This is a genomic window from Halomonas sp. 25-S5 (assembly GCF_029889845.1).
Taxonomy (GTDB): domain Bacteria; phylum Pseudomonadota; class Gammaproteobacteria; order Pseudomonadales; family Halomonadaceae; genus Halomonas.
In genome coordinates, this window is the sequence record NZ_JARANV010000001.1 from 320,843 (window position 1) to 337,189 (window position 16,347).

The following is a 16,347-nucleotide window of genomic DNA, read 5'->3' on the forward strand; positions in this document are numbered from 1 at the left end:
AAAACGGTGCTTGAGAAACATTGTGCCCATTGCGGGGCATATCGATACCTACCACGTTTCGGATCGGCGGCACTGCTTGACGATATGGTGACGCTGCTGCTGAAGCCTGCGCCAGCCACGCTCGTTCATGCCGGCCTCCATCAGGGTACGCGGCAGGTCATCTGACGCCAGAAGCGCTTCCACCCGTTGCGCGAGTGCCCTTATCTCACGCCTTACGAGCGCATAACTGAATCGGCACTCCCTGGCAAAAGCCTGCCAGTCTCGCGGCAGGAGCTGCTGCGAGTTGGCTTGCTCACCGACGGTGAAAGCCAGTTCCGGATGATAGCCCAGTACCAGGGTGCCCACGAGATCATAGGCCGGAGCTACCCGCCAGCGACCTCGATCATCCTGTAGGAGAGAGAGATTCTTGGCATGCCCATCGGTGTTTCCCACCAGAACGTTGAAGGCCTGCCATCGTATCAGATGCAGTATCGAGGCGGCACTCGGCCGGCAGGCGTGTCGAGCCGTTGCGATGCAATGCGCGAAGCGCGGCCCGCTGGGCACCTGATACTTGTCGATGCGCGAGTAGCCCATGGCCTGGCAGAAGTCCTCCTGGTGGATTCGGCGCAGCCCGGGGGTACCGATACCTTCCCGGTCGTAGCGCTCCACGAGGAGATACCAGTGTCCTTCTATCTCGCCCGCCGTGGTGACAGGACACTCCAAGCCGGCAAGCCGTGCCAGGGTGTTCAGAAAAAGTTCGTTAAGGATGACCAGGTCTCGGCCATCGACGGCGAACTTCAGGATATGGGACGAGGGCGTGCTCCCGACGGGCAGCTTGATCTCGCCCTCCTCGATCAGCACCGGAATCTTGTCCTGGGCGCCCGCGCCTGCTCCTCCGGCAGCAGGTTGCCGAACCAGCGGTGAGCGGTTTGGTCTTCAGGCAACCATGTCTGCTGTTCCAGCGGCAAGCTGAAGGAGATGGCATGCTCGCTATCACGCCAGACCTGGTCGTACTCGAAACCGATCAGGCGCTCACCTTGGCCCCGCCACAAGGTGCCGACCAGGCGCTCCTCTCGCCAGACGTGTAACACATCCTGGCGCTTCAAGGCTCCAACCCCTCGGGCGGCCGAGCCGCCAGCTCGATACCCAAGGCGTCCAGCACCCAGAGCACGCGCACAAGGCTGCAGGTTTCACGCCCGTTCTCGAGCTCGCTGAGGAAGCGAATGCTCAGTCCGCATAGGCCGGCCAGGGTCTCCAGCGTCAGTCCCTGCTGCTTTCGCACCCGGCGAATGAGCCGTCCCAAAACGGCTGAATCGCGAATTGGAATGGTTGGCTCTTTGGCGGCGCAAGTATCCATGGTGGGCATCCCGAATTTTCCCTGACGGGAAAGATAGCCGACCCATTGCCAGTCATGCCAGTCTTTTATCCCGATAGGGATAATTTTTGACCCAGCATGGGCTCAGCCCGGGAACTTTCCCTATCGGGAAAATCAAAAAAAGCACCTGGCTCACCTTGCGGCGGGCCGGGCGTGTGGGAGGTATTGGGCAGGGAGCCTCAGGCTTCCGGCGTCTCGAACACCCAGCTCGTACCCTCGCGGGAATCCTTGAGGACGATGCCGAGCGCCGCCAGCTCGTCGCGAATGGCGTCGGCGGTAGCGAAGTCCCGGGCCTTCTTGGCGGCAGCGCGCTCACTGATCTTGGCCTCTATGTCTTCCTCGGAAAGGGGCAGCGCAGCGCCCCCGCCCTGCAGGAAGCTCGCGGGATCCTGCTGCAGCAGTCCCAGGGTGCCGCCCAGGCGCTTGAGTTCGGCGGCCAGCGCCGGCGCCTGCTCGGGCGCCTCCTTCCGGGCGCGGTTCAGCTCGCGGGCCAGATCGAAGAGCACCGAGAGCGCTTCGGGGGTATTGAAGTCATCGTCCATGGCAGCCGTGAAGCGCACCTCAAAATGCGAGTCGCCCCCGGTGATGGACGCCTCGGCCTCGATCGTCTCGTTGAGTATCAGGCCTTCCAGTGCCGTGTAGAAGCGTTCCAGCGACTTGCGCGCCTCGGCCAGCGAATCCGGCGCGTAATTGATCGGGCTGCGGTAGTGGCTGGCCACCAGCAGGTAGCGCACCACCTCGGGGTCGTGATGCTCGAGCACCTCGCGGATGGTGAAGAAGTTGCCCAGCGACTTGGACATCTTCTCATGGTTCACGCGCACCGCCCCGGCGTGCATCCAGGTATTCACGTAGGCATGGCCGGTGGCCGCCTCGCTCTGGGCGATCTCGTTCTCGTGGTGAGGGAACATCAGATCCGGCCCGCCCCCGTGGATGTCGAAGGTCTCGCCCAGGCAGCAGGTCGACATGGCGGAACATTCGATGTGCCAGCCGGGCCGCCCCTCGCCCCAGGGCGAGGGCCAGCTGGCCTCGCCGGGCTTGGCCGCCTTCCACAGCACGAAGTCCAGCGGGTCTTCCTTGTGCTCATCCACCTCGATGCGCGCCCCGGCACGCATCTCGTCGGGGTCGCGGTTGCTCAGCCGGCCATAGCGTTCGAAGCGACGCACCCGATAGTAGACGTCGCCGTTGTCGGCAGCGTAGGCGAAGCCCTTGTCGATCAGCGTCTCGATCATGGCGACGATCTCGTCGATATGCCGAGTCGCGCGGGGCTCACGATCCGGGGGCAAGACGCAGAGGCGCGCCTCGTCCTCGTGCATGGCCTCGATCATGCGTTCGGTGAGCGAGGCGATCGACTCGCCGTTCTCCTCGGCGCGCTTGAGGATCTTGTCGTCGATGTCGGTGACGTTGCGCACGTAGGTGACGTCATAGCCCCGGGCACGCAGGTAGCGGGTGATGACGTCGAAGGCCACCATCACCCGGGCGTGGCCCAGGTGGCAGTAGTCGTAGACGGTCATGCCGCAGACATACATGCGCACCTTGCCCGGCTCGATGGGCGTGAAGGGCTCCTTGCGACGGGTCAGGGTGTTGTAGATCTGCATGTCGGTGCTCACCTTCACCCCTTCTTCCTGTCTTGTTCTTTCTTCTGGGCTTCTTGCTTCTGAACCTTGGCCCAGCTGTCCTTGAGCCCCACGGTGCGGTTGAACACCAGCCGGCCATCACGGCTGGCATGGCGGTCGGCGCAGAAGTAGCCCACCCGCTCGAACTGGAAGCGGCTCTCCGACTCGGCCTCCGCCAGGCTCGGCTCGCCGATGGCCTGCACGGTGACCAGCGACTCGGGATTGAGGTGCTCGAGGAAGTCGGCATCCTTGCCCTTGTCGGGCTGCTCCTCGAGGAAGAGGTTGTCGTAGAGGCGCACCTCCATGGGCACGCCGTGCTCCGCGCTGACCCAGTGGATCACGCCCTTCACCTTGCGGCCCTCGGGGTTCTTGCCCAGGGTGTCGAAGTCCACGGAGCAGCGCAGCTCGCTGATCTCGCCGGCGGCGTCCTTGATCACCTCGTCACAGCGGATCACGTAGCTATTGCGCAGGCGCACCTCCTTGCCCGGCGCCAGGCGGAAGAACTTCTTGGGCGGCTCCTCCATGAAGTCATCGTGATCAATGTAAATTTCACGAGTAAACGGCACCTTGCGCACCGTCATGTCCTCGCGGGCCGGATGGCCGGGCACATCAAAGACCTCCTCGTGACCCTCGGCCACGTTGGTCAGCACGACCTTCAGCGGCTTGAGCACGGCCATCGCGCGAGGGGCGTTGTCCTCGAGATCCGAGCGGATGGCGTGGTAGAGCATGGCGATATCCACCAGGCCGCCGTCGGCGCGGGTGACGCCGATCATCTCGCAGAACTTGCGGATCGAGGCCGGCGTGTAGCCACGACGCCGCATGCCGGAGATGGTCGGCAGGCGCGGATCGTCCCAGCCGTCGACGATGCCCTCGTCCACCAGCAACTTGAGCTTGCGCTTGGACGTCAGGGTGTAATTGACATTGAGCCGGGCGAACTCGATCTGGCGCGGCGTCGCCGGCACCGGCAGGTTGTCCAGGAACCACTCGTAGAGCGGACGGTGATCCTCGAACTCCAGGGTGCAGATCGAGTGGGTGACCCCCTCCAGGGCGTCCGACTGGCCATGGGTGAAGTCGTAGGAGGGGTAGATCTTCCACCTGTCGCCGGTCTGGTGGTGGCTGGCGTGGCGAATGCGGTAGAGGATCGGGTCACGCAGGTTGATGTTCGACGCGGCCATGTCGATCTTCGCCCGCAGCACCTTCTCGCCCTCGGCGAACTCGCCGGTGCGCATGCGCTCGAGCAGGTCGAGGTTCTCGGCCGCGCTGCGTTCACGATAGGGGCTCGGCGTGCCCGCTTCGGTCAGAGTGCCCCGATACTCGCGGATCTCGTCCGGCGAGAGGTCGTCGACATAGGCCTTGCCCTCGCGCACCAGGTGCTGCGCCCAGGCATAGAGCTGGTCGAAGTAGTCCGAAGCGAAGCGCACCGGCCCCGCCCACTCGAAGCCCAGCCAGTGAACGTCCGCCTTGATGGCGTCGATGTAGGCCTGCTCTTCCTTGGCCGGGTTGGTGTCGTCGAAGCGCAGATGACAGTCGCCACCAAAGTGCTCGGCGAGCCCGAAGTTCAGGCAGATCGACTTGGCGTGGCCGATATGCAGAAAGCCGTTGGGCTCCGGCGGGAAGCGGGTGACGATCTTCCCGGTACGGCCGGCCTCGATCTCCTCGCGGATCTGGTTGCGGATGAAATTCGGCGCGCTGGTGGTATCGGTGGACATGTCGGAAAAAACGACCTCTGGTTTGGGAGGGGCGGATCGGTGCTGCAAGAGAAGCCTGCACCGCTCGGGGCTGATCCGGCGACAAGCCCCGGGGTGCCGGACCATCGAGGAGGCGCTGTGAACCCATCCCTGGGCGCTACCGACGCCATCCCTGGCGTAGGACCTCCTCTTCGGCTTATCCCCGGCGCCCCTCGCCGCAGGCCTCCAGGAACACTTCCGGTTCGGAATGGACTCGCTTCGCGCATGGAAGCAAAACCGTTATTATAGCGCCACAGCCATGGGCAACGCCAAGGCAACTCCTCTTTACCGTACAGGAACTTATCGATGATCGTTCTGCAGACCAATTTCGGTGACATCACCGTCGAGCTCAACCACGAGAAGGCGCCCAAGACCGCCGCCAACTTCGAGCAGTACGTCCGCGAGGGCTTCTATGACGGCACCCTCTTCCACCGCGTGATCCCGGGCTTCATGGTCCAGGGCGGCGGCTTCGACACCGACTTCAACCAGAAGCCGACCCGTGACCCGGTCGAGAACGAGGCCGACAACGGCCTGAAGAACACCACCGGCACCCTGGCCATGGCCCGCACCCAGGACCCGCACTCCGCCACGGCGCAGTTCTTCATCAACATCGCCGACAACGACTTCCTCAACCACAGCGGCAAGAATGTCCAGGGCTGGGGCTATTGCGTGTTCGGCGAGGTGGTCGAGGGTATGGACGTGGTCGAGAAGATCAAGGCGGTGCCCACCACCCGTCGCGGCATGCACGCCGACGTGCCCGCCGAGGACGTGGTCATCCAGAAGGCCTACGTGAAGGGAGAGTGATGACCACCCTGCTGATTTCCGACCTGCACCTGCACCCCGGCGCCCCCCATATCACCGAGGGCTTCCTGCACTGGCTGGACGAGCGTGCCCGGGGCTGTGATGCCCTCTATATCCTCGGCGATTTCTTCGAGGCGTGGATCGGCGACGACCTGCTCGACCTGGGCGAGCAGGACCCCACCGGCAACGCCACCCTGGCGGCGCGCATCGCTGATGCCCTCAAGCGCCTGGCCGATGGCGGTACGGCCATCTACCTGATGCACGGCAACCGCGACTTCCTGCTGGGTGAGCGTTTCGCCAACGAGGCCGGGGCTTCGCTACTGCCCGACCCGAGCGTGGTCCAACTCGGTGGCAAGCGGGTCCTGCTGATGCACGGCGACAGCCTCTGCACCCGCGACGAGGCCTACCAGGCCTTTCGCACCCAGGCACGCCACCCGCTATGGCAGCAGCAGATACTCTCGATGCCGATCCAGGAGCGCATCGCCCTGGCCAGGCAGCTGCGCGAGCAGTCCTTTGATTCCAACTCCAACAAGGCCGAGGACATCATGGACGTGACCCCGGCCGAGGTGGTGAAGGTGATGGCCGAGCACGACGTCACGACCTTGATCCACGGCCACACCCACCGCCCCGCGGTGCATGACCTCGAGGTCGATGGCCGGCCGGCAAAGCGCTATGTGCTGGGCGACTGGCAGCCCGGCCAGGGCTGGGAGATCGACGTCGAGGACAGCAGTGAGCCGCGGCTGCAGACCTTCCCGCTTCCCTGACATTGCGCTCTCGATCGCGCTGCAAGTCGAGGCGTCGAACCGAGCGCTCCTACAGGGTATAGCGCCACCGGACAGGTTGTCGTGGGAGCCTTGCTTGCAAGGCGATAGCAAACTGGGCCCCTGATCGTGCTGCACGCAGCGCTCCCTCGCTGAGCCCTCAGCGACTCGCCAGGCAGCCCGCCAGTTTCGCTTCCAGCGCCTCGACCGCCGGCAGGTGGCCCGCCTCGCCGATCAGCTCCAGTCGTGAGTCCAGCCGCCAGGTGGCGTCAGCGAGGCTGACCGTGCCATCGGCGCGGTTGTAGAGCTTCCAGCCGTCGCCGGTATGCAGCACCCCCTTCACGCGCAGCCCCGCGGGCAATGCGCCCAGCAGCGACGCGACCCGGTCGAGGTCGAAGACCTCGGCGGCATGCCAGCGCCACCCCAGGGTGGCATGTCCCAGCGAAGCGCCCTCCTCCCGCAGCGGCCTGCCGGGTTCCGGCTCGCGAAACGCGACCTCGTCCAGCACCAGGGTCGCCGCCGTCGGATGGGCCGCCTGGTGAACGGACGAGGCAGCTCCCCTCGGCCGCCCATGCGGGCGGCACTCCAGCAGCAGGGAGAGCGGCAGCTCCCCGTGGGGCGCCTCGGCGATCCAGCGCTTGGCCGGCCAGAACTCGCCCAGCCAGGCGCGGGCCGCCTCACGCTGGTCGGGCGTGGCCAGGTCGGTCATGGTCAGGGCCACCCCGTCGGCCATGGCCAGCTGATCGCGGAAGGTCTCATGGGCGCGGGTGCGCGGGTCGTCCAGGCGCCGGGGGTCTAGCAGCGCGATGATGTCACGGACATCCAGCACCCCCTCGAAGCCCTCGCCGCGCAGCACGTCCAGCAGCCCCGCAGGATGGCCCAGCCCCGAGGGCTCGATGATCAGCCGATCCGGCCGGTGGCGATGCAACAGGTTGACCAACGAGGCCTGCAGCACGAAGGCCAGCTGGCAGCAGAGGCAGCCGCCCGGCAACCCCTTGACCACCAGGTCGTCGCGCTCGGCGAACATCGCCTGGTCGATCCCAACCCGACCGAACTCATTGATCACCACCGCCCAGCGCTCTCCCTCTGGCTTCTGCTCGATCAGCCGGCGTATCAGGGTGCTCTTGCCACTCCCCAGGAAACCGGTGACCAGGTGGACAGGCACATGGGCCAAGGGGGCAGGCATGGATAGCCTCCTGAGCAGGGATAGATGTTATAGAGTAACATAAAGCGCCAAGCGGCCGTCACTATGTGATGCTCTCGAGAAAACACAAACCCCGAAGGCCATGACCTTCGGGGTTTGCTTGCAGCTCGGCGCTCGGCGCTTGGCGGCTCCTACAGCCGCTTGATCTCCGCCTCCTCGCGCAGGTCGTCGAGCAGCCCCTGGATGGCAGCCTGGGCACGAAGCCGTTCCGCCATGCGGGCCACGAAGGACTCGATCTGCTGGTTGGGCTCGCCGGGCTGCACCTCGTCCAGGGTGATCAGTACCACGCGCTGGCCGTCCACGACATGGCCATAGACCGGCGAGTCACCCTCGGGATGCGGCAGGCGGAAGGCGGCCTCGATCAGCGCATCGGAGAGGTCGCTCCCGCCCTGGCGGCTGACGGCCTCGGCCTGCTGCCACGCGATCTCCAGGGAGCCGCCGGCGCGCAGTCGCTCGACGCGTTCCGCGGCCAGCTCGAGCAGCGCCTCGCGGGTCTTCTCGCGGCGCACCGCCGCCTCGAGCTCGTCACGCACCTCCTCCAGGGGCAGGGTGGTCGCCTCGCGATGCTCGGCCACCCGCAGCACCAGGCGACGGTCCTCGTCGAGCTCGATCACCTCGCTGTTGTAGCCCTCCTCCAGCACATCGTCGCTGAAGGCCTGCTCCATCACGCCCGGCTCGGAGAGCACGCCGTCGGCGCTGTCGCGACCGACCCAGTCGCCCTGCTGCAGCTCCAGCCCCAGGTCCTCGGCCACGCTGGCCAGGTCCTCGGCGGCGAAGCTGTCATCGATCAGGCGCTGGGCCTTCTCGTTGAAGGCATCGGTCACCTGCTCGCGGGCCAGCTGCCGACGCAGCGGGTCGCGGCTCTCCTCGAAGGCGGGACGGTCCAGCTCGGTGACCTTGACCAGGTGCAGGCCGTTGTCGGTCTCGACGATCTCGGACACCTCGCCCTCGCCCAGGGAGAAGGCCGCCTCTTCGAACGCCTCGCCGAAGAAGCCGCGGGAGATGACGCCCAGATCGCCGCCGTCGTCGCTGGTGGAGCTGTCCTCGGAGACCTCGGTGGCCAGCTCGGCGAAGGCCTCGCCCTCGGCGAGGCGCTGCTGCACCTGCTCGAGAAGGGCCTCGGCCTCCTCGCGGCTACGCGCGTCACCCCCGTCACTATCGCCATAGGTCACCATGATGTGCGACACCCGGCGATCGGCCTCGGCGGTGCCGTCCTGCCAGGCCGCGCGAAGTGCCTCTTCGCTGACCTCGGCGTCCTCGGCCATCTGCTGGCGGTCGAGGACCACATAGTTCAGCCGGACCTGCTCGGGGCGCCGGTAATCCGCCTGGTGGGCGTCGTAGTACGCTTGCAGCGCCTGCTCGTCGACCTCGGGCGGTGTCTCCAGGTCCGCCGGCACCAAGGCATGGTGGCGGAAACTGCGGGTCTGGCGCTGCAGGGTGGCGAGGCGCTCGCGCTCCTCCTCCAGGGTGAAGTCACTCACCGCCAGGCCCTGCTGGAGCTGCTGGCGTTTCACGTCGACGCTGAGCTGCCGGCGAAACGACAGCGGCGTGAAGCCGGCGCTGGCGAGACGGTTGCGGAACAGCTCACGGTCGAAGCGACCGTTGGCATCCTGGAACTCCGGCAGGTTGACGATCAGCTGATCCAGCTGTTCCTCGGAGACATGCAGGCCACCCTCCTCGGCATACTGGGTCAGCAGGCGGTCGGTGATCAGCATGTCGAGCATCTCGGCCCGCAGGGCGCGCTCCTGATCGGGCGGCACCTGCCCGCTGCGGATCGCGCGCTGAACTTCCATTTCCAGCTGCTGGCGGGTGATCGCCTCGCCGTTGACCTCGGCGACCTCGTCGCCACTGTTGCCCAGCAGCCCGACCAGCGATTCCACGCCGAAGAGTGCCAGGGTCACGACCACGGCACCGATGATGATCTTCGCGCCCCAGCTCCTGGAGCGGTCACGAATACTTTGCAGCATGCAGGCCTCTGCGGATCAAGTGAGTCGGGTCGCGCCACATTATACGCATCACCGGGCATTACGCGACGCCGGCGGCGATGCGGGTGGCCGAAAAAGGGATAACCGACAAAAGAACAGGCGCACCGCCGGGGCGATGCGCCTGATATGGAACCAACCGTCAGTGGTGCGGCAGGCGCCGTCGACTCAGTTGACGGAGTCCTTGAGCGCCTTGCCGGCCTTGAAGCTGGGGACCTTGGCAGCGCTGATCTCGATCGGCTGACCGGTCTGCGGGTTACGGCCGGTGCGGGCAGCGCGCTCCTTCACCTGGAAGGTACCGAAGCCCACCAGGGAAACGCTGTCACCCTTCTTGAGGCTGTCGGTCACGGTCTCGACCATGGCATCCAGTGCACGAGAAGCCGCTGCCTTGGGAATGTCGGCAGACGCGGCAATGGCTTCGATCAGCTCGGATTTGTTCACACTTCACCCCTTGACGTTTTCGTAAATTGGCTCTAATCGGCAAGACTTTCGGCTGACTGACGCGATCACAGCATGGCGGTAGTTTATAGCAATGCGGTGAAAGACCTGTCAAGCAACCTTCCTTGCCAAACCCCGCCATACCGGGATTCTGGCACCGGTATGGCGAGGAAATTATCGTTAGTGCGTACTGACCATCGACGCCGAGGAGGTGGAATCTTCCGCTCGCGGTTCCTCCTTTTTCGGCGCCGGTTTGTCGGCCAGGGCCACCTCAAGAACATCATCGATCCAGCGAACCGGCCGAATATCGAGGGCCTCCTTGATATTGTCCGGAACCTCCTTGAGGTCGCGGCGGTTCTCCTCGGGTATTAGCACCGTCTTTATACCACCGCGCCTGGCAGCCAGCAATTTCTCCTTCAGCCCGCCGATCGGCAGCACCTCCCCGCGCAGGTTGACCTCGCCGGTCATGGCCACGTCGCAGCGTACCGGACGCCCCGTGTAGGCCGAGACCATGGCCGTGACCATGGCGATGCCCGCGCTGGGACCGTCCTTGGGCGTGGCGCCCTCGGGCACGTGGATGTGCAGGTCCTCCTTCTCGAAGCGCTCCGGGTCGATGCCCAGCGCCAGGGCCCGCGCGCGCACCACCGTCTGGGCCGCGCTCACCGACTCCTTCATCACGTCGCCGAGCGAGCCGGTCTTGTCCAGACGCCCCTTGCCGGGCGTGATCACCGACTCGATGTTGAGCAGCTCGCCGCCCACCGAGGTCCAGGCCAGGCCGGTCACCCGGCCGACCTGGTCCTCCTGGTCGGCCAGGCCGTAGCTGTAGCGGCGCACCCCGGCATAGGGCTCGATGTCGGCCGCCGAGAGCAGCACCGGCGCCTGGGCGCCCTCCTGGCGCTCCTTCTCGAGGCGCTCGCGGAGCACCTTGCGGCACACCTTGGCGATCTGGCGCTCCAGTTCGCGCACCCCGGCCTCGCGGCTGTAGTAGCGGATCAGCTCGAGCAGCGCGTCGTCGGAGAACGAGAGCTCGTCGTCCTTGAAGCCGTTGGCCTTGAGCTGCTTGGGCACCAGGTAGCGGCGGGCGATGGCGAGCTTCTCGTCCTCGGTGTAGCCCGGCAGGCGGATCACCTCCATGCGGTCGAGCAGCGGGCCGGGGATGTTCATCGAGTTGGCGGTGCAGATGAACAGCGTCTCGGAGAGATCGTAGTCCAGCTCCAGGTAGTGGTCGCTGAAGGTGTCGTTCTGCTCCGGATCCAGCACCTCGAGCAGCGCCGAGGAGGGATCGCCGCGGTGGTCCATGCCGATCTTGTCGACCTCGTCGAGCAGGAACAGCGGGTTCTTGGCCCCGGCCTTGGCCATGCGCTGGATCAGCTTGCCCGGCAGCGAGCCGATGTAGGTGCGGCGATGGCCCCGGATCTCGGACTCGTCGCGCACCCCGCCGAGCGCCAGGCGCACGTACTTGCGGTTGGTGGCCCGAGCGATCGACTGCCCCAGCGAGGTCTTGCCCACCCCGGGCGGGCCCACCAGGCAGAGCACCGGGCCCTTGAGCTTCTTGACCCGCTTGTGCACCGCCAGGTACTCGAGGATGCGCGCCTTGACCTCCTCGAGGCCGTAGTGATCCTCGTCGAGCACCTTCTGGGCGTGCACCAGGTCATGCTTGATGCGGGTGCGCTTCTTCCACGGCACCGCCACCAGCCAGTCCAGGTAGGAGCGCACCACCGTGGCCTCGGCGGAGTTCGGCGACATCATCTTCAGCTTGCCCAGCTCCTGGAGCGCCTTGTCGCGCGCCTCCTTGGGCATGCCGGATCCCTCGATGGCCCGCTCGTACTTCTCGGCCTCGTTGGGCACGTTCTCGAGCTCGCCCATCTCCTTCTGGATGGCCTTCATCTGCTCGTTGAGATAGTACTCGCGCTGGGACTTCTCCATCTGGTCCTTGACCCGCGAGCGGATGCGCTTCTCCACCTGCAGCAGGTCGATCTCGGACTCGATCAGCGCCATCAGGTGCTCGATGCGATCGCGCACCCGGTCCATCTCCAGCAGCTGCTGCTTGTCGTCGATCTTCAGCGACAGGTGGGCACAGATGGTATCCACCAGGCGGCTGGGGTCCTCGATGCCGGAGAGCGAGTTGAGCACCTCGTTGGGCACCTTCTTCGACATCTTCACGTACTGCTCGAACTGGGTGAGCAGCACGCGCACCAGCGCCTCCTGCTCGCGCTCGCTGAGCGGTTCGCTCTCGCGCAGGCTCACCTCGGCACGGCTGTAGCCGCCATCGACGGCGATGATCTCGCGGATATCGGCCCGGGACTCGCCCTCGATCAGTACCTTCACGGTGCCGTCGGGCAGCTTGAGCAGCTGCATGATCTCGGCCACGGTGCCGATGGCGAACATGTCCTCGTTATCGGGATCGTCCTTGCTGGCCTCGCGCTGGGCCACCAGCAGGACGCGCTTGTCGGCCGCCATGGCGGCCTCGAGCGCCTGGATCGACTTCTCGCGGCCGACGAACAGCGGGATGACCATCTGCGGATAGACGACCACGTCCCGCAGTGGCAAAAGGGGCAGACTCAGGGTCTGTTCGGCGTTCTGCTGCATCGCAGACGTTCCTCACACGAAATCGGATGGATACCCAAGGAGTGGGGGCGAAGCGGTGGCATTGCAAGGCAACCCGTGCCGGCGCGCAAAAGAAGGGGAGCGGATCCATCGCCCGAGGCTCCTAAACACCTCGCGGATGAAGCCGCTCCCTCATCGGGGCGCGTGGCGCCCGGTGGTTCAGCCGTCGGTACCGTCGCTCCGCTGCGCTTCCTGCTGGGAGTAGATCAGCAGCGGCTCGCTCTCGCCAGCGATGACCGAGGCATCGATCACCACCTTGGAGACCCCCTCCAGCGAGGGAATCTCGTACATGGTATCGAGCAGCACCGACTCGAGGATCGAGCGCAGGCCGCGGGCGCCGGTCTTGCGCGCCATGGCCTTGCCGGCCACCGCCCGCAGGGCGTCCTCGCGGAACTCCAGCTCCACGCCTTCCATCTCGAACAGCCGGGCGTACTGCTTGATCAGCGAGTTCTTCGGCTCGGTGAGGATCTCGATCAGGGCATCCTCGGTGAGCTCGGTCAGGGTGGCGATCACCGGCAGGCGACCCACGAACTCGGGGATCAGGCCGAATTTGACCAGGTCCTCGGGCTCCACGTCGAGCAGCAGGTCACCGACGCCCTTGGTCTCGTCCTTGCTCTTGACCACGGCATTGAAGCCGATGCCGCCCTTCTCGGCGCGATCACGGATCACCTTGTCCAGCCCGGCGAAGGCGCCGCCGACGATGAACAGGATGTTGCCGGTATCGACCTGCAGGAACTCCTGCTGGGGGTGCTTGCGTCCGCCCTGGGGCGGCACCGAGGCGGTGGTGCCCTCGATCAGCTTGAGCAGCGCCTGCTGCACGCCCTCACCGGAGACATCCCGGGTAATCGACGGGTTGTCCGACTTGCGCGAAATCTTGTCGATCTCGTCGATATAGACGATGCCGCGCTGGGCCTTCTCCACATCGTAGTCGCACTTCTGCAGCAGCTTCTGGATGATGTTCTCCACGTCCTCGCCGACGTAGCCCGCCTCGGTGAGGGTGGTGGCATCGGCGATGGTGAAGGGCACATTGAGCAGCCGCGCCAGCGTCTCGGCGAGCAGCGTCTTGCCGCTGCCGGTGGGGCCGATCAGCAGGATGTTCGACTTGCCAAGCTCGACGTCGTCGTCCTTGGCGCCGAAGCGCAGGCGCTTGTAGTGGTTGTAGACCGCCACCGACAGCACCATCTTGGCGCGGTCCTGGCCGATCACGTAGTCATCGAGGGTGTGACGAATCTCGCGGGGAGCGGGCAGGCGCTCCTCGTCGGTCTCGGCATCGGCATCGAGCACCTCCTCGCGAATGATGTCGTTGCAGAGGTCGACACACTCATCGCAGATATACACGGACGGACCGGCAATCAGCTTGCGTACCTCGTTCTGGTTCTTGCCGCAGAACGAGCAGTAGAGCAGTTTACCGCCTTCGTCCTTGCCTTTGCCGTCGGCCATTCGCGTACCTCTTTCATAGTGACGCCCCTACAGTATGGCTCATGGGGCGTCGGGTTCACCACGGCGGCCTCGGCCGCCGGGAAACGTCTCAGTGCATGAAGGTCACTCGGGTGAAATTCACGCTATCAGGATGTCGGCCGCTGTTCCAGCACCGCATCGATCAGGCCATACTCGGCGGCCTGTGGGCCGTTCATGAAGTTGTCGCGGTCGGTATCCCGGGCGATGGTCTCGATGTCCTGGCCGGTGTGATGGGCGAGGATCTGGTTGAGCTTGTCGCGGATACCGAGGATCTCGCGGGTGTGGATCTCGATGTCCGAGGCCTGCCCCTGGTAGCCGCCCAGCGGCTGGTGGATCATCATCCGCGAGTTGGGCAGGCAGTAGCGCTTGCCTGCGGCACCGCCGGCCAGCAGCAGCGCGCCCATGCTCGCCGCCTGGCCGATGCACACCGTGGAGACGTCGGGCTTGATGAACTGCATGGTGTCGTAGACCGACATGCCGGCGGTCACCGCGCCACCCGGCGAGTTGATGTACAGGTGGATGTCCTTGTCCGGGTTCTCGGACTCCAGGAACAGCAGCTGTGCCACCAGCAGGTTGGCCATGTGGTCTTCCACCGGGCCCACCAGGAAGATCACGCGTTCCTTGAGCAGGCGAGAGTAGATATCGTAAGCCCGCTCGCCGCGCGCGCTCTGCTCGACCACCATGGGCACCAGGCCGCCGGCGGATTGGGGTTCGAACGGATTGCTCATCTGGGTGATGTCCTTGGATCCGATGAATGGAAGCGTGGGATAACGCCCTGCCCGGCCGCGGGGCCAGGCAGGGTGCGCCGCAGCGCGATCAGGCCTGCTTCTCTTCGCCCTGGGGCGCTTCACCCTGGGTCTCGGCCTCGGCCTCTTCGCCTTCCTCGTCGGCTTCGCCCTGCTGCTGGGCCGCGGCGAGGGCCTCCTGATAGCTCATCTCCACGTCCTTGACGCTGGCCTGCTCGAGCAGGACATCGACGGCCTTCTCTTCGAGGATAGCCGACTGGACCTGGGTCTTGAGCTGGTCGTTACCCATGTAGTACTCGACCACCTGCTCGGGGTCCTGATACTGCTGAGCCAGCTCCTCGACCTTGCCCTTGATCTCGTCATCGCTGGCCGCAACCTCGTGGCGCTTGATCACCTCGGCCAGCAGCAAGCCGACCTGGACGCGGCTCTTGGCCTGCTCGGCGAACAGCTCGTCGGGCAGCTGGCTGACGTCGAAGTCTTCACCGAGGCCGAACTGCTGGGCCGCCTGGCGCTTGAGGCCTTCGGTCTCCTGCTGCACCAGCGCCTGGGGCACCGGGATGTCGTTGGCCTTCTTGAGCGCCTCGAGCACCTGCTGCTTGACGCGATTGTCGACGGCCTGGGTGGCCTCGCGGGTCATGTTCTTCTTGACCTCGGCGCGGAACTTGTCCAGATCGCCGTCCTCGACGCCGAACTTCTCGACGAACTCGGCATCCACCTCGGGCAGCGCCTGGCCCTGCACCGCGTGGACCTTGACCTTGAAGGTCGCTTCCTGGCCGGCCAGCTGCTCGGCCTGGTAGTCCTCGGGGAAGGTGACCTTGAGTTCCTTCTCCTCACCCGCCTTGGCACCGATCAGCTGCTCCTCGAAACCGGGGATGAAGCTGTCGGAACCGATCACCAGCTCGTGGCCCTCGGCGCTGCCGCCCTCGAAGGGCTCGTCGCCCAGGAAGCCCTGGAAGTCGATCTTGACCTGATCGTCCTGCTCGGCGGCACGCTCGACTTCTTTCCAGCCGGCGCTCTGCTTGCGCAGGGTATCGATCATCTCGTCGACGTCGGCCTCGGTCACCTCGACCACCGGACGCTCGACCTCGGTGCCCTCGATGGACGAAAGCTCGACCTCGGGGTAGATCTCGAGGGTGGCGGTGAATTCCAGGTCCTTGCCCGCCTCGTTGATGGTGGCCTCGATCTGCGGATACCCGGCCGGGTTGAGCTCGTGCTCGGAGATGGCACGCACGTAGCGCTCGCGCATCACTTCGCCCACCACCTCGTCGCGCACGCCGCGTCCATAACGCTGGCGGATCACCGACATCGGGACCTTGCCCTGGCGGAAACCGTCCATGCGCACGTTCTTGGCGGCATCCTTGAGACGGGCGGCAACGGCCTCGTCGACCTCGGCGGCCGGCACCTGGACCTTGATGCGGCGTTCAATCTGGGAGGTCGTATCGACGGAAACTTGCATGAAATGTCCTCTACCGACTGGGGCGTTCTGTGAAAGCGTGAAAAGGGTCAAGGGGGAGATTCTAAGAATCCCGCCCGGTACTGGCAAGCGCCGTGCCTGAACAGATGGGGGCCTGACGGCACATTACAAGGGGCATGACCGGGATTTTTCCGTGCTGACTGCTGCCGCAGGAGGCAACGGGACGACGGGCGCCACGGCAC

The 16,347-nt window shown here is 65.4% G+C and carries 14 protein-coding genes; 2 read left to right on the plus strand and 12 right to left on the minus strand.

The features are described from left to right. Positions 1-48: 48 nt before the first annotated feature. From OP498_RS01485 to OP498_RS01505, 5 genes are all read right to left on the minus strand, one after another. Positions 49-840, minus strand: a complete 792-nt coding sequence (locus OP498_RS01485) for a HipA domain-containing protein (RefSeq protein ID WP_280545745.1) — start codon at positions 838-840, stop codon at positions 49-51. Then, complete coding sequence (locus tag OP498_RS01490) at positions 834-1,085, minus strand: HipA N-terminal domain-containing protein (protein ID WP_280545744.1); 252 nt, start codon at positions 1,083-1,085, stop codon at positions 834-836. The genes OP498_RS01485 and OP498_RS01490 overlap by 7 nt, the downstream gene beginning before the upstream one ends. After that, positions 1,082-1,345 carry a helix-turn-helix domain-containing protein gene (locus OP498_RS01495; protein WP_280545743.1) on the minus strand — a complete coding sequence of 88 codons (264 nt, stop codon included), beginning with the start codon at positions 1,343-1,345 and terminating at the stop codon, positions 1,082-1,084. Before OP498_RS01495 ends, OP498_RS01490 begins: the two co-directional genes overlap by 4 nt. 188 nt (positions 1,346-1,533) lie before the next feature. Then, positions 1,534-2,949, minus strand: coding sequence for a cysteine--tRNA ligase (cysS, locus tag OP498_RS01500; protein WP_280551878.1), 1,416 nt, complete (start codon positions 2,947-2,949; stop codon positions 1,534-1,536). Positions 2,950-2,963: 14 nt separating this feature from the next. Beyond that, on the minus strand, positions 2,964-4,676 hold the full coding sequence (locus OP498_RS01505; RefSeq protein WP_280551707.1) for a glutamine--tRNA ligase/YqeY domain fusion protein: 1,713 nt from the start codon (positions 4,674-4,676) through the stop codon (positions 2,964-2,966). Between the two features lie 324 nt (positions 4,677-5,000). On the opposite strand from OP498_RS01505, the gene OP498_RS01510 reads away from it, so the two are divergent. Both OP498_RS01510 and OP498_RS01515 read left to right on the plus strand, forming a co-directional pair. After that, on the plus strand, positions 5,001-5,498 hold the full coding sequence (locus OP498_RS01510; RefSeq protein WP_280551708.1) for a peptidylprolyl isomerase: 498 nt from the start codon (positions 5,001-5,003) through the stop codon (positions 5,496-5,498). Continuing rightward, on the plus strand, positions 5,498-6,259 hold the full coding sequence (locus tag OP498_RS01515) for a UDP-2,3-diacylglucosamine diphosphatase (protein ID WP_280551710.1): 762 nt from the start codon (positions 5,498-5,500) through the stop codon (positions 6,257-6,259). The genes OP498_RS01510 and OP498_RS01515 overlap by 1 nt, the downstream gene beginning before the upstream one ends. A 157-nt stretch (positions 6,260-6,416) precedes the next feature. Here the strand turns inward: OP498_RS01515 and OP498_RS01520 are convergent, their stop codons facing one another. From OP498_RS01520 to tig, 7 genes are all read right to left on the minus strand, one after another. Continuing rightward, positions 6,417-7,442, minus strand: coding sequence for a GTP-binding protein (locus OP498_RS01520; protein ID WP_280551712.1), 1,026 nt, complete (start codon positions 7,440-7,442; stop codon positions 6,417-6,419). Positions 7,443-7,591: 149 nt separating this feature from the next. Continuing rightward, positions 7,592-9,427, minus strand: a complete 1,836-nt coding sequence (locus tag OP498_RS01525) for a SurA N-terminal domain-containing protein (protein WP_280545738.1) — start codon at positions 9,425-9,427, stop codon at positions 7,592-7,594. Between the two features lie 183 nt (positions 9,428-9,610). Further along, complete coding sequence (locus OP498_RS01530; RefSeq protein ID WP_106231210.1) at positions 9,611-9,883, minus strand: HU family DNA-binding protein; 273 nt, start codon at positions 9,881-9,883, stop codon at positions 9,611-9,613. A 177-nt stretch (positions 9,884-10,060) separates the two neighbouring features. Next, on the minus strand, positions 10,061-12,469 hold the full coding sequence (lon, locus tag OP498_RS01535) for an endopeptidase La (protein ID WP_280545737.1): 2,409 nt from the start codon (positions 12,467-12,469) through the stop codon (positions 10,061-10,063). 177 nt (positions 12,470-12,646) lie between these two features. Continuing rightward, positions 12,647-13,927 (minus strand): ATP-dependent Clp protease ATP-binding subunit ClpX, encoded by a 1,281-nt coding sequence (gene clpX, locus OP498_RS01540; RefSeq protein ID WP_280551714.1) that lies wholly within the window; start codon positions 13,925-13,927, stop codon positions 12,647-12,649. Between the two features lie 125 nt (positions 13,928-14,052). Then, a complete protein-coding gene (gene clpP / locus OP498_RS01545) occupies positions 14,053-14,673 on the minus strand; it encodes an ATP-dependent Clp endopeptidase proteolytic subunit ClpP (RefSeq protein WP_280551717.1) in 621 nt (206 codons plus the stop codon). A gap of 88 nt (positions 14,674-14,761) precedes the next feature. Beyond that, positions 14,762-16,147, minus strand: a complete 1,386-nt coding sequence (tig, locus tag OP498_RS01550) for a trigger factor (RefSeq protein WP_280551721.1) — start codon at positions 16,145-16,147, stop codon at positions 14,762-14,764. Between the last annotated feature and the right edge of the window lie 200 nt (positions 16,148-16,347).

Bases quoted from the DNA above. Each gene is read 5' to 3' on its own strand.
- OP498_RS01495 (WP_280545743.1), bottom strand. From the start codon at position 1,345: ATGCCCACCATGGATACTTGCGCCGCCAAAGAGCCAACCATTCCAATT.
- cysS (WP_280551878.1), bottom strand. From the start codon at position 2,949: ATGCAGATCTACAACACCCTGACCCGTCGCAAGGAGCCCTTCACGCCC.
- OP498_RS01505 (WP_280551707.1), bottom strand. From the start codon at position 4,676: ATGTCCACCGATACCACCAGCGCGCCGAATTTCATCCGCAACCAGATC.
- OP498_RS01510 (WP_280551708.1), top strand. From the start codon at position 5,001: ATGATCGTTCTGCAGACCAATTTCGGTGACATCACCGTCGAGCTCAAC.
- OP498_RS01515 (WP_280551710.1), top strand. From the start codon at position 5,498: ATGACCACCCTGCTGATTTCCGACCTGCACCTGCACCCCGGCGCCCCC.
- OP498_RS01520 (WP_280551712.1), bottom strand. From the start codon at position 7,442: ATGCCTGCCCCCTTGGCCCATGTGCCTGTCCACCTGGTCACCGGTTTC.
- OP498_RS01525 (WP_280545738.1), bottom strand. From the start codon at position 9,427: ATGCTGCAAAGTATTCGTGACCGCTCCAGGAGCTGGGGCGCGAAGATC.
- lon (WP_280545737.1), bottom strand. From the start codon at position 12,469: ATGCAGCAGAACGCCGAACAGACCCTGAGTCTGCCCCTTTTGCCACTG.
- clpX (WP_280551714.1), bottom strand. From the start codon at position 13,927: ATGGCCGACGGCAAAGGCAAGGACGAAGGCGGTAAACTGCTCTACTGC.
- clpP (WP_280551717.1), bottom strand. From the start codon at position 14,673: ATGAGCAATCCGTTCGAACCCCAATCCGCCGGCGGCCTGGTGCCCATG.
- tig (WP_280551721.1), bottom strand. From the start codon at position 16,147: ATGCAAGTTTCCGTCGATACGACCTCCCAGATTGAACGCCGCATCAAG.